This window comes from Desulfobacter latus, assembly GCF_013389365.1.
Classification (GTDB): domain Bacteria; phylum Desulfobacterota; class Desulfobacteria; order Desulfobacterales; family Desulfobacteraceae; genus Desulfobacter; species Desulfobacter latus.
Genome location: NZ_JACADJ010000055.1, coordinates 1 through 12,967, shown reverse-complemented (window position 1 = coordinate 12,967; position 12,967 = coordinate 1). Strand labels below are relative to the sequence as shown.

Below are 12,967 nucleotides of genomic sequence, written 5' to 3'. Positions count from 1 at the left end.
CAATATAACAGAAAAATATTTTTACAATATCCTTGAAAAAATATTTTTATCATTGGATAGTTGACCTATGTTTACGCTATCTGTTTTTATTGCTGTTATCTCCTTTATTTTTGGTACCTGTATCGGCAGTTTCCTCAACGTGGTAATCTGCCGGATGCCGGAAGGTCAATCCATTGTGTCGCCCCCGTCTCACTGCCCGGCCTGCAACCATGCGATTCCATGTTATTTTAATCTGCCGATAATAAGCTTTCTTTTGCTCAGGGGCAAATGCGGATTCTGCAAAGCACCCATTTCCATACGCTACCCGGTGGTGGAACTGATCACAGGATTATTAGCCCTGGGACTTTTTTTTAAATTCGGGCTGACGACGGCCGCATTTTTCTATTTTATATTCGGTGCGGTGCTGATTGCGATCTCTTTTATTGATCTGGATCACCAAATTATCCCGGACAAATTATCCCTTCCCGGAATTATCATTTTTTCCACCTCCTGTCTTTTTGTACCTCAAATGCGCTTTGTTTCTGTCGTTAGCGGCATTCTGACAGGCGGCGGCATTTTATATCTTGTGGCCCTTTTCTATTATTATATTCGCAAGCACCAGGGCATGGGAGGGGGAGACATCAAACTTTTAGCCATGATTGGCGCAGCCACAGGCGTAGAAGGGGTCTTTTTCACATTGTTCACAGGTTCAATCCTGGGTACCCTTGGCGGAGTAGCTGCCATGCTGCCGGCCGGAAAATCTCAAATTAAACAGGCAAAGATTCCCTTTGGCCCGTTTCTTTCGCTGGGCGCTATTCTCTACATTTTTTGGGGAAAGCCCATCATTCAGTGGTATATTAATTTGCTATAAAATTTTAAACCCGGGCAAATTTTAAAAAAATCTTTTTGACATGGGATCTGCTGTGATAAACTGACAAAGATGCAAGCGCATTTAAATCAGTTATGAGATCATAATAGCGAAATTAAAATTTCAATTTCATAATCAAAAAAGGAGAAAAAATCATGGAACAACAAACCACAAACCTGCCCCTTCTTGGCGACGAGTTTCCGGAAATGACCGTGGACACCACCCATGGCCCCATGACCCTGCCCAAAGACATGAAAGGGAAATGGTTTATTCTTTTCAGCCATCCAGCGGACTTCACCCCGGTGTGTACCACCGAATTTGTAGGATTTCAGAACCGTATTGCCCAATTTGAAGAGATGGGAGTAGAGTTGATTGGCATGTCGGTGGACCAGGTTTTCAGCCATATTAAGTGGGTCGAATGGATCAAAGAAAAACTTGATATAGACATTACTTTCCCCGTGATTGCCGCCAACGACTCAGTGGCAAACAAGTTGGGCATGCTGCATCCGGGTAAGGGGTCCAATACGGTAAGAGCGGTATTTGTGGTGGATCCTGACAGCAAACTGCGCCTGATTCTGTACTATCCCCAGGAAATTGGACGGAATATGGATGAGATTGTCCGGGCCACAAAAGCGTTGATCACATCAGATCAGAATGGGGTGGCCATGCCTGCCAACTGGCCGGACAATGAACTGCTCAAAGACCGGGTCATTATTCCGCCGCCAAAGTCACAAAAAGATGCAGCAGAACGGTTGAATCAATATGAAGGATACGACTGGTGGTTCTGTCATAGAACCCTTTACTAATCCTCTCAACGCTTAGCACCAGACCCGGAAGTTGCTGTCTTCTTCCGGGTTTTTCTGCGACATTATCAAAAAATTGAAATTATATCACTCGATCATCGAGTATCAGTTTAGAACGCCATTCATTTCCAAAGGAGATCCGTAACATGTATTTTAATCAGATTTCAGTAAAAGGCCTTGGGTGCCAGTCCTATTGTATTGGCTGCCCCGCAGCCCAACAAATGATGGTCGTGGATCCCAAAAGGGACATCCAGGATTATCTGGATATTGCTTACCAGGAAGGTATGCGCATCACCCATATTGTCAATACCCATCTTCATGCAGACCATATTTCAGGCGACCAGGAATTAAGCGCCGCTACGGGTGCAGATATATATATCAATGACAGCGTGGAGATCAATTATGCCCATAAGGGCATTGAACAGGGCGATCTCTTCACCCTTGGGGCGGCAAAGATTGAAGTGCTGCACACACCGGGTCATACCCCCAACTCCATTTCTCTGGTCGTCACGGACACAGGACGTTGTGATAAACCGGAAATGATTCTAACCGGAGACCTGCTCTTTGTAGGAGATATTGGACGGCCCGACCTTCCCGGCTCCGAGATCCTGGACGAACAGGTTGAAAATCTTTACAACAGCCTCTACAAAACCCTTGCAGCTTATCCCGACTATCTTGAAGTTTACCCCGCCCATGGAGAAGGATCACTGTGCGGCAGAGGCATGAGTTCAAAAAAAAGCTCCACACTGGGATATGAACGCAGCGCCAACCCCATGCTGCGGTTTGATTCTTTTGAAGCATTTAAAAAAAATATTATGTCTGCCTTTCCAGCCCGCCCCAAAAGCTTTTCACATATCATTTCCACCAATAGAAAAGGTGCAGATCTGCTGGATGCCTGCACCCTGGACAAGCGACTGACACCCGATCAGTTTGAAGAATTGATGAAAGAGCAAGGCACGCTGGTCATGGACACCCGGGACAGTGCCGCATATGGTGGATTCCATATCCCCGGCAGCATCAACATCGGGTTTGAAAAGCAATTGGCCAACTGGGTGGGAATGGTTATTGACCCGGGCACTGAACTGCTATTGGTGGTGGAGAACCGGGATGCCTACGACCGGATGCTCACCGAACTTCATCGTATTGGCTATGATATAGTCCTGGGATATCTTTCAGGCGGTATAAATGAATGGCTCATGAGCGGCAGGCCCGTGGATCAGCTGGCCCAGATTTCCCCGTTGCAGCTTCACAAAAAAAATGATCCGGAAGGCCCTTTGATTCTGGATGTCCGTACCATGGCGGAGTGGCATAGCGGCCATATTGAACACGCCGTTCATTTTCCTTTAACCGATATTTTAGATCATAAAATGCCCAAAGCAGACAAAGACCAGGAGATTATTATACAATGCGGCAGCGGATATCGGTCCAATATTGCAGCCGGTTTTCTCAAAGACCAGGGATTCACCAATATAAAATCACAGGCAGGCGGTGTATTTGCCTGGCACAACGCAAATCTACCCCTGGTGTGATATTTTAAAAGTTCCATGGCCCTTACCACGAAGGCCCTGAAGTTCACGAAGATATCATAAGTACTAAACTTCGTGTTCTTCGTGGTTTCAGGGCCGTTTTAAAAGAGCGGCTAATCATGCGCTTTGATCCGAATAACAGACTTCAAGCAACACCTTGCCCTTGGTTGTATGAAAGGGAATGGCGACAACATGACGACCGGATTCGGTATGTAAAATTTCTTTATCCCGACCTGCCACAACTTTTACGAATTTAACTTTTACTTTTTTTCCCAATTCTCCAATTTTTGTTGTCACATGTCCGGCAACCATATTACTTATCTCCCCCACAGCATCGGTGATTTCTTCATTAATTTCGGTCATTTCCTCGCCAAACATGGCAGACACAACACCTAATATACTTTTTTCAGTAAAAGAAATCGCAACCGTTGCGTCCAGATCCCCATCGACTGTCAAAAGCCCTGAAATATCACCATTATGAGTGTTATCTCCTTTTAAAAAAGGCGGTCCTGGTTTTACTTTTACTAGTGCAGTGGTGTCAAGAATATGTAAAATTCCTTCAATAAAAGGATTAACAAGCGATACATCCATTTTTACCTCCTATTTACAAATATTCTATGCTGTCCCCCAAAAACTGGCAACGATTTTTTAATAAAACGTAATAAAAACTTGACAGGTCAGGCTTAACGACGTAACGTACCCCAAAAAGCTGAATGAAAAATATTTTCACTAAATAATACTTTTAACTTATAATATTTCCTAATAACCCCCAAAAAAGGAGTGAGCAAGATGAATAAAGGTGATTTAATTAACAAAGTGTCAGAAGTTCTCAGCAGTAAAAAAGATGCTCAGACAGCTGTTGACTGCATGATTGATACAATCACTGATGCACTGGCTGCAAATGACTCTGTTACTCTGGTAGGTTTTGGCACATTTAAAACCGCTGAAAGAAAAGAAAGAAAAGGCAGAAACCCCCAGACAGGAGAAGAAATCGATATCCCAGCTAGAAATGTACCCAAATTTGTACCTGGTAAAGCACTTAAAGACGCTGTAAAATAATTTCTCATACACAACATAACAATCAGGTAGTCTGTGACCCCAGCAATGTTGGATCATTACTGCCTGATTGGATTATCGGGCATGGATTTTGACGTCAAAAAGATATTTTTCCCTTCGGTGGGCGTAAGTATAGTATTTAATATAAACAGCGATTTTCCCGTTTCAAAATCGTCCATTATTTATGATGCTGATTTTAAAAAACAGACCATTACCATTGCCCAACCAATTCCGCCCATATCCTTAGCTACCTCTTTTGAACAGCTTCATCTGACAACGCTTGTTAATATTGATCAACGCCGGCTACGGATCGGGGTTCGTTGCAGGCCGATCCAGTTTATCAGCAATTATCCCATGGCTGGAGGCCTTCCGGTAAAAGCAATTGTGGTGAAATATCAGTTACCCGTCATCGAAACCAATATACGGTCCGCGTTCAGACTTCCAATGACCAGCAGATATACGGTAAAGGCCAAGATCGTTTATAACAAACAGGAGTACCGGACCCCAAGTGATTTCAAAATAAAAGACATCTCTTTTTCAGGTTTAGGCCTTATCATCCTTGAAACAAAAAAAAAGCGCAACACCCTCTCATCTTTATTAAAAGTCGGTACCGAAATGATCATGGGGCTTGCTTTAGTCGACCGAGATCAACCCGGGGCGATAGGCACCTTTCCCGTTAGAATTGAGGTTGTGCGAATCAACATGAATTATTCAGAAACCCATACATTGATCGGCCTGAAAATCATTAATCTTACCCAAAAAAATCAAGAGATGCTAAACCGTTTCATCCACACAGCCCAGATAGAAGAATTAAAACGCATCAGCAAAAAAGGCTGATTGATTTTGAATGTGGGATTTAAGCCACTTTAAAAGATCTTTCTGATTGGAATCAAAGGAGTGCATTTGCTCTGCTTGAATCTTTTCAAGCGCCTCAAGCGCCTCAAGCGCCTTGGCGCAGGTCAGTTTCTCATCCGCCTTATCCTTATATCCTTTGATAGGTGCTTGCGGATCATTTCCAAAAATCCGTTTTAAATGCGTCTGGTACTCAGGGGCAGATCCAGGTTTTTCATTAAAATTTCGCACAAGTATTCTTTGGGCCAGCATCCGTACCCTGTTACTTTGAAAGGTTTGTGTAATCTGATATCTCTTTTTTTCTTCTGTTTTATGAAAAATTTCGATCTCTTTTTTATCCTGGTATGAAAAGAATCCACCCTGATACAAATCTGCATCAAGATCTATATCTGGCTCCTGGGGATATTTGAAACTTCGGTGGACGCTGACCGTTTTATCAAAAACGGGCATATTCTGCTTGATAAAATCCAGATTCCGTATGCACACGGTACGTGATGCAGGTGACAGTTTCTCCCAAAAACGATCCAAAACAGGTAAAATAAACAACTGATCCCCCGGCTTTTTTCGTATTGGAATAAGATCATATATCCCAAGGGTCTCATCCATCTGCTCAAACAGGCCTTCTTTATCCAGACGAATCCAAAGGCTTTGATTTTTATAAGGGATAGACCCACCCACATAAACGACTGGGGCCATATAGTTGCAGTCTGCACCAAATGAAATTGATACCATAAGGGCAAGATCCATTTCGTACGCCTCAGACAACTTTGAGGATTTAAGGTTATTCATACGATTAAGATCAGCATTTTTGTCAAAGAACCCCTGGACATACGACCAAATTTCTTCGTATTTTGAAAACGCCGTTGCAAGGCCGACAACGGATTCAACATCACTCATGGCTTCATGGGCCCTGCCCGACGTCTCAAACTTGTTTTGCAGGGTTAAAAGATCAAGTTTCATGCTCGTCTGCCCATTTTCAAGCACAGGCCAGGAAAGTGCCTGGTGGCAGAAAAGATAATATATCAATGTGACCGGCAGCATATCCATCCGGCTACAGCCCTTGGCAAATTGATGTGAATACGGATCCAGTAGATTACGATAAAATAGAAACCGTAAAAATTCGTCATCAAACCCAAGGGAATTATATCCTATGCTGATAGTTTGCGGCGTGTTCACGAGAGAATGAATTTTTAAGGCGGCATGGTATTCACTGATACCGGTTTCAAGTACGTGAGTATCAAGTCTGTGCGTAAGAAACGCGCCTGGAGAAGGTATAATATCATCCCTGAGCCGGATGACAATATCTTCCCTGCCGATCTCATTTAAAGATAGATCCGTGCGAATACACGCAAAAGTCAGTATCTGGTCAAAGGCGGGATTCAGTCCGGATGTTTCGATGTCATAGAATAAAAATGTCTGCATTATTTTATACGACACTGGAGACAAGAGGCAAGGAGGCGAAGTGCCTGCGGCGCCCATGCCGGCCCTGCATTGCCGGTGTTTTTAGTTTCATTGTTTGTTATGGTATGGGCTTTGCGAGCATATGGTTTTAAAATCCCAAAAAGGGAAGCAAACGTAAGTTTGCTTCCCTTCTTCTTGTTTCCAGTTTTTGCGGCGCAGGCGCCATTATCTTTTTGAGAACTGGAAGCTGGCTCTTGCTCCCTTTTTCCCGTATTTTTTACGTTCTTTCTGCCTGGCGTCCCTGGTGATAAACCCTGCAGATTTCAGAACACCACGCAAATCCGGATCAGACAAAACAAGCGCCTTGGAGACGCCTTGGCGAATAGCGCCTGCCTGGCCGGTATAACCGCCGCCCATCACAGTAATTTTAATATCAAAGGCATCGCTTTTATCAGTAAGAACAAGAGGCGAGGTCAACACATTCCTGTTTACCGGGATATCAAAATAATCATCCAAGTCTCTATTATTAACAATAATTTTTCCTGTACCAGGCATAAGCCACACTTTGGCCACAGAACTTTTCCGCTTACCTGTTGCGTAAAATTGGTTTGCACTTTCCATTTATCGTATCAAGTCCTTATTATTAGAATTCGACAACCTGAGGCTTCTGTGCAGCGTGAGGATGCTGATCGCCTGCATAAACAAATAACTTTTTCCCAAGTTTACGGCCCAGTCTGTTTTTTGGAAGCATTCCACGAACAGCCTTTTTTAAGACATCTTCAGGTTTTTTTTCAAGCATCTCTTTGGCCGTCTGGGCTTTTATATTTCCGATATAACCGGAATGGCGGTAATAGGTTTTCTGTTCCATTTTATTTCCGGTTAAACGGATCTTATCCGCATTAACAACAATGACCCAGTCACCTGTATCCACATGAGGGGTATAAAGAGGGTTATGTTTACCCCGAATCCTGTACGCTATCTGGGAAGCAAGCCGCCCAAGCACCTGGTCTTTTGCATCAATAATGCACCAGTTCTCTTTGTTGTCAGATCTTTTTGCACTGTATGTATATTTTTTCAATGTTCTCTATGCTCCTCTAAATAAACGCAATCAGGAGTAACTACATAATTTTGTTTTTAAAGTCAAGTATTTTTATAATTCTATTTGGTTTTCCTCTTTTTGACTTGATTCTGCTTTCTTTAAAAAAAATAATTTCTCTTTCTTGGCCGGTTCCATTTTGCTGGTGGTTTTACAGGATATATCCGCATTTAGCAACCCACCATTTTCCACTATCAGATCCTGGCATACAACTTTTCCTTCACAGGAACCGGATGCCAGAATGATCAATTGCTTAGAAGCGATCAACTCACCTTTAAAGCTGCCGCCAATGGTCAGAATAGACACCTTTGTCAAAGTTGAGTTGACCTCACCACCTTGGGCAATAATTACAACATCTCCATCAATTGTGCCCTTTACCTGTCCTTTGATGATCAATTTTCCACAACTTTCTATGGCACCGTCAATCTTGAGTTCCTTATCAATGATGCTTAAATTTTTACTATTTCTTCTCACAACGACTGCCTCCTTAAAAAGTACTTAGGCCCATAAAACCTGATTTTTGGATTTTAAAATCCGTCTCAATCCTGTTTCTTTTGTCCAATATCAAAGGTGGTCCTTAATAACAGTTTCTCCGTTTCATCAAATACAAATACGGAAGCGGCGGAAAATTCCCGCGGCAGTGTCGAGGCAGTGATCGTAAGCTGAATCGGTTTAAAATTAGAAATGGAAAAATAATGACCTTTTTTATAAGGACCGGGAACACCGCTTTTTATAATTGAGGATTTGGGCAGCACCACCCACTTGTCAGGTGTAGCACCTTTCGGTTTGAGTACACAGAAAATCCGGCCCGATACTTCCCGGGCATCTTGTGTCGTATTTTTGATATTAAACCGGACAACGATCTCCCGGGCATTACGGCCCGGGGAAATGGAAAATGATCCAATGCTTAAGTCAGATAACGTGTCAGGTAATTGCCCTGCTGGCGTATCAAGATCGTCAATGGACCGGCTCCGGCTTGGTGCCGAATTTTTATCATCCAGCCCAACATGTTTATTGGCGACTTTTGAATCAGAGGTTGCATCTGCGGACTTTGAAGGCTTTTCTTTTTTGAGCGGATTTTTTCCAATCTTTCCGTCACGGGTCAATGCGTCAAGTTCAGCTGCATTACCGGTCACCACCAGTCTGGCCATGAGCATCTCTTTTTCACTGGTCAAACGGTCTACTTCTTTTTTTAAAACGCCCTGAGAACGCTTTAATTGAAAATTCTGATTGTTGGTTTTAAAATAAAGCCGGTAAAAAAAAACAGTACCCAATCCTCCTGCCAGACTCATTACCAAAAAAAAACAAATAAGAGTTTTCAGAAAATCCCCGGATCGCATATCACCGAAATCATTAACGATAAGAATAGTATAGCCCTTGGGTATTTTATGCGGCGCAGGTTTTATTTGGGTTATTTCCCTTTCAACTTCTTTTGAAATATCTTCCATTTACCCTGTTTTTTCCAGATTCAAATGCCGGTATGCATGTTCCGATGCTTTTCTGCCGTTGGAAGTACGCAACACAAGGCCGATTTTCAATAAATAAGGCTCCACCACATCCACCAAGGTGTCAGTCTCCTCCTGAAGGGTGGCGGAAATGGCTTCAATGCCGACAGGGCCACCATTGTAAAACCGAATAATCGTTTCAAGATAATTGCGGTCCAAAGGTGTCAGACCCATCTCATCAATGCCTTCCAGACATAGGGCCTCCTGGACGCCTTTGGCCGTCATAAGTCCCTGGTGCCTGACCATGGCATAATCCCGGACGCGCTTAAGGAGCCTGTTGGCAATCCTAGGGGTGCCGCGGGATCTTTTAGCAAGTTCCCAGGCCCCGTCATCTGTTATACGGGTTTTCAAAAGCAGGGCCGACCGCTGAATAATCACCGTCAACTCTTCAACAGAATAAAAATCAAGGGTGCGAAATATACCGAAACGGTCCCGTAACGGCGCGGACAAAAGGCCCACCCGCGTGGTGGCCCCGATGAGTACAAATTGTTTAAGCCGGTACCTGTGGCTCCTGGCATGAATTCCCTTATCAAAAACAAAATCCACGGCAAAATCCTCCATGGCAGGATAAAGAAACTCTTCCACCACTTTGGGAATCCTATGAATTTCATCTACAAAAAAAATGTCACCTTCCCCTAAATTGGTCAGAATCCCCACGAGATCGCCACCTTTTTCCAGGGTTGGTCCGGAGGTAATGGTCAAATCTTTTCCCATTTCATTGGCAATAATATGCGATACCGTTGTTTTGCCAAGTCCGGGCGGGCCGTGTAACAGGATATGCTCTAAAGGTTCCTGACGCATTTTTGCCGCCTGGATGGCTATTTTAAGTGTTTCCACGGCTGCGGCCTGTCCCACATAATCATCAAAGCTACCGGGACGAAGGGAAACAATCTCCTGGGAAGAATCTTCGACTTTCAGCTTTTCCGACACCACGCCCTTTTTATCTGAACGATAGCTTAAAATATCCCCGTCCGCCGTCATCTGGTCTCCTGATAAATTTCGTCAAACAGGTCTTCAGGGGAACTGATACCTGGATTTTTTTCAAAGGCTTGCTTAATCATTCTTTTTGCCGATGATGCTGAGTGTCCAAGCTGTTCAGTGAGAACCTCAGTCACCTGTCTGACCATGACCTGTTTTTCTTCAGGCACAGCATCCCGGGGCGTTGTTGACGCCGTGTCCGACTCAGGGCGTTGGGCCGCAGCAAATGCCAGAACCTTACCGTTCAGGGTGGCGACGATTTTTTCTGCGGTCCTCTTTCCGATACCTGTCAATTGTGACAAAAAAGCTGTGTCTCGATCTTCAATGGCCCTGGCCACCTGGGGTATCGGTTTGGTCAACGCCTTTATGGCCTTCATGGGTCCGATGGCGGCCACGGTAATGAACAGTTGAAAAAATTCCTTGTCATCCGGGGTCAAAAAACCGATAAGTACAGGTTTAGGTTGCCGCTCTGTGACATGATAATAAACATACAGCCCTATTGTTTCATTGGCCTGGAACTTTTCCATGCACACAGACAGGGTAATGGTATCCACAAGGATTTCATAACCGATATGGCCGGCCAGCAGGATGATACCATCCGCCGCCTTGCAAAGAATTTTTCCCTCAAGATATGCGATCATCTTTAAACTCTTTTCCCCCAATCCCCCCATACCGAAATAACCCGGTCAATGCCATTCCCAGCGCATCCGAAGCGTGGAAAGGCCGAATGGGCTCATGGTGATTTAATAAATGGCGTACGGCACGTTCCACCTGACACTTATCCGCACGACCGTTTCCTGAAATCACCTTTTTAACCTCCTTGACGGCCACCTCGCGAATCTGCACCCCCGCCTTGAAAGCCGCTAAAATCAGTACGCCTGAAACCTTGCCCAGCATAATACCCGATACCGGATATTTTTCAAGGGAGTAAATATCTTCAATAACAACAAGATCCGGCTGCTGTTCAATTAGAAAAGATTTGGTTTTACGGTAAATTTGATCCAGCCTGACCGCTGTGGATTCATTGGCATTTGTGGAAATGCTGCCAAAGGAATATCCGGCAATATGACGGTCCTGCCCATCAATCACGCCAATACCGGTTCCGGCAAGTCCGGGATCAATGCCTATGATTTTCATATTTTTGGAAGAACGCAATCAATCAATATTTTTTAACTTTTCCTTGGCATACTTAGCTTCCTGGGACTTGGGATACCGTGTGATCAATTCCTTGAGAATGAGTCTGGCATTGGCCTTTTCACCCAGGGCGGCAAATGCGTATCCCTGCTTGAGCCGGGCGGCCGCATTTTTATTTGAATTTGGATAATTCTCAAGTACTTTCTGATATTCCAAAATGGCCTTTTCATACCATTTTTCAGCATAATAAGAATCGGCAATCCAGAATCTTGCGTTGTCAGCATTTTTGGAGTCGGGATATTTGCTGATAAAATTCTCAAACTGCCCCCTTGCGTTTTCCAGCTCGCCCTGGTCAAACAGTTTTTTCGAATAGCGGTACAAACCGTCCTCGGTATTCTGTATTTCACCGGACGCAGAATCATTGTTCCGGCCGGGCGATCCTGACAGACTAGGCTCAAACCCCATATATTTTTCCAGGGCAATTACCTTTTCATAATTCCTGGAAATGGCATTATCCAGACGATCCAACCTTTTTTCCAGACTCTCCTGACGTTCTTGTCCACTGATACCGAACTTGTAGCGCAGCTCTTCAAGCCGACCTTGAATTTTATAAAAGTTGTCCTTAAGCTGCTGAATATCATACTTCACCTCAGCATAATTTTCCCGGGTGGTTTTGGAAAACTCACCCATCTTTTGTTTAAGATCTCCAAGGTCATCGGTATTTGCCTGATCAAGCGCATTCCGGCGGCTATTATTTTGTTCTATCATCGCCACCCGTGTCTCCAGTGCCTCATATTGATTGGGTGTCACGCAACCCACGATTAAAATGATAGCTGCAAGACAGGAATAAAAACACAAAGGTTTCATTTGATACGAAATCCGAAAATAGTTAAATGATTGATTTTTTTAATTGAAGAGCATAGGAATTTCCAGTACCCAGTACCCAGTACCCAGTACCCAGTACCCAGTACCCAGTACCCAGTACCCAGTACCCAGCACCCAGCACCCAGCACCCAGCACCTAACAGCCCGCCCAAAGGGCGCTAATTGATTACAAATTGAGCACGCCTGTTTATACGATAAGCTGCGTCTGTGGGTGCCGGATCCAAAGGCTTTTCTTCTCCATAACTGACCGTACCCAGACGTCGGGAAGAAACACCTAAATTCACAAGATAACTCCTGACAGTGTTGGCGCGTCTTTCACCAAGAGCCAGGTTATAAACCGTGGTCCCACGCTCGTCACAATGCCCCTCAATCATTACGGCAGCAGAGGGATTGGCCTGCAGCCATTCCGCTTTTTCCCGGAGTAGAACTTTGGCTTGGCCGGTAAGCTCGGCACTATCAAAATCGAATAAAATGTTCTGATTGAGAAAACGGGACTTGGCTTCGATAATCCGTGCCTGCCGCTGGGCTTCGAGCTGCTGGGCTTTGAGCTGCTGCGCTTTGATCTGCTGCGCTTTAATTCTTTCAGCCTCAAGACGAGCAGCTCTTTCAGCCTCAATGCGGGCGGCTTTTTCAGCATCCGTCTCTCCGATCCGTCCCTGATTCATGGTACCAGGATCTGCCACTTTTGGTTTTGAACAGCCGACCATGGTCACAAGTCCTGCAACCAGTACTGCCGTCATAACATGCATCAATAATTGTCTTTTCATTGTATTTCTCCTTTTTTAATTTACCTGTAATTCGAGCGTATAGGAACTTTCATTTCCCAGCACCCAGCACCCAGCACCCAGCACCCAGCACCCAGTACCCAGCACCCAGCACCCAGCA

The 12,967-nt window shown here is 44.5% G+C and carries 16 protein-coding genes; 5 read left to right on the top strand and 11 right to left on the bottom strand.

Annotated elements, in window-relative coordinates:
* The first annotated feature begins 67 nt into the window (after positions 1-67).
* The 3 genes from HXW94_RS13685 to HXW94_RS13675 all read left to right on the top strand — a co-directional run bounded on the left by HXW94_RS13685 (position 68) and on the right by HXW94_RS13675 (position 3,179).
* A complete protein-coding gene (locus HXW94_RS13685; protein ID WP_178367468.1) occupies positions 68-850 on the top strand; it encodes a prepilin peptidase in 783 nt (260 codons plus the stop codon).
* Between the two features lie 152 nt (positions 851-1,002).
* Positions 1,003-1,653: a peroxiredoxin gene (locus tag HXW94_RS13680; protein WP_178367467.1), complete on the top strand. Its 651-nt coding sequence runs from the start codon at positions 1,003-1,005 to the stop codon at positions 1,651-1,653.
* 143 nt (positions 1,654-1,796) lie between these two features.
* Positions 1,797-3,179, top strand: a complete 1,383-nt coding sequence (locus tag HXW94_RS13675; protein WP_178367466.1) for an MBL fold metallo-hydrolase — start codon at positions 1,797-1,799, stop codon at positions 3,177-3,179.
* A gap of 114 nt (positions 3,180-3,293) precedes the next feature.
* On the opposite strand, the gene HXW94_RS13670 is transcribed toward HXW94_RS13675, so the two are convergent.
* Positions 3,294-3,767, bottom strand: coding sequence for a chemotaxis protein CheX (locus tag HXW94_RS13670; protein WP_178367465.1), 474 nt, complete (start codon positions 3,765-3,767; stop codon positions 3,294-3,296).
* 198 nt (positions 3,768-3,965) lie between these two features.
* Here HXW94_RS13670 and HXW94_RS13665 point away from each other — a divergent pair, with 198 nt between their 5' ends.
* Entirely contained in the window at positions 3,966-4,235 is a 270-nt protein-coding gene (locus HXW94_RS13665; protein WP_178367464.1) for an HU family DNA-binding protein, read from the top strand.
* 81 nt (positions 4,236-4,316) lie between these two features.
* Positions 4,317-5,069 carry a PilZ domain-containing protein gene (locus HXW94_RS13660; RefSeq protein ID WP_218576721.1) on the top strand — a complete coding sequence of 251 codons (753 nt, stop codon included), beginning with the start codon at positions 4,317-4,319 and terminating at the stop codon, positions 5,067-5,069.
* Here HXW94_RS13660 and HXW94_RS13655 read toward each other — a convergent pair.
* The 10 genes from HXW94_RS13655 to HXW94_RS13610 form a co-directional block, all read right to left on the bottom strand.
* Complete coding sequence (locus HXW94_RS13655; RefSeq protein ID WP_178367462.1) at positions 5,043-6,506, bottom strand: exodeoxyribonuclease I; 1,464 nt, start codon at positions 6,504-6,506, stop codon at positions 5,043-5,045. The genes HXW94_RS13660 and HXW94_RS13655 overlap by 27 nt on opposite strands.
* A gap of 204 nt (positions 6,507-6,710) precedes the next feature.
* The gene (gene rpsI / locus HXW94_RS13650; protein WP_178367461.1) at positions 6,711-7,106 is read right to left on the bottom strand and encodes a 30S ribosomal protein S9; all 396 of its coding nucleotides are present in this window, start codon (positions 7,104-7,106) and stop codon (positions 6,711-6,713) included.
* Positions 7,107-7,128: 22 nt separating this feature from the next.
* On the bottom strand, positions 7,129-7,563 hold the full coding sequence (gene rplM / locus HXW94_RS13645) for a 50S ribosomal protein L13 (protein WP_178367460.1): 435 nt from the start codon (positions 7,561-7,563) through the stop codon (positions 7,129-7,131).
* A 72-nt stretch (positions 7,564-7,635) separates the two neighbouring features.
* On the bottom strand, positions 7,636-8,055 hold the full coding sequence (locus HXW94_RS13640; protein WP_178367459.1) for a polymer-forming cytoskeletal protein: 420 nt from the start codon (positions 8,053-8,055) through the stop codon (positions 7,636-7,638).
* Positions 8,056-8,120: 65 nt separating this feature from the next.
* The gene (locus HXW94_RS13635) at positions 8,121-8,855 is read right to left on the bottom strand and encodes a hypothetical protein (RefSeq protein WP_218576720.1); all 735 of its coding nucleotides are present in this window, start codon (positions 8,853-8,855) and stop codon (positions 8,121-8,123) included.
* Positions 8,856-9,029: 174 nt separating this feature from the next.
* Positions 9,030-10,067 carry a Holliday junction branch migration DNA helicase RuvB gene (ruvB, locus tag HXW94_RS13630; protein WP_178367457.1) on the bottom strand — a complete coding sequence of 346 codons (1,038 nt, stop codon included), beginning with the start codon at positions 10,065-10,067 and terminating at the stop codon, positions 9,030-9,032.
* The gene (ruvA, locus tag HXW94_RS13625) at positions 10,064-10,705 is read right to left on the bottom strand and encodes a Holliday junction branch migration protein RuvA (RefSeq protein ID WP_178367456.1); all 642 of its coding nucleotides are present in this window, start codon (positions 10,703-10,705) and stop codon (positions 10,064-10,066) included. The genes ruvB and ruvA overlap by 4 nt, the downstream gene beginning before the upstream one ends.
* Positions 10,689-11,201, bottom strand: a complete 513-nt coding sequence (locus HXW94_RS13620) for a crossover junction endodeoxyribonuclease RuvC (RefSeq protein ID WP_178367455.1) — start codon at positions 11,199-11,201, stop codon at positions 10,689-10,691. Before HXW94_RS13620 ends, ruvA begins: the two co-directional genes overlap by 17 nt.
* Positions 11,202-11,219: 18 nt before the next feature.
* Complete coding sequence (ybgF, locus tag HXW94_RS13615) at positions 11,220-12,065, bottom strand: tol-pal system protein YbgF (protein WP_178367454.1); 846 nt, start codon at positions 12,063-12,065, stop codon at positions 11,220-11,222.
* A 175-nt stretch (positions 12,066-12,240) separates the two neighbouring features.
* Complete coding sequence (locus HXW94_RS13610; RefSeq protein WP_178367453.1) at positions 12,241-12,849, bottom strand: OmpA family protein; 609 nt, start codon at positions 12,847-12,849, stop codon at positions 12,241-12,243.
* Between the last annotated feature and the right edge of the window lie 118 nt (positions 12,850-12,967).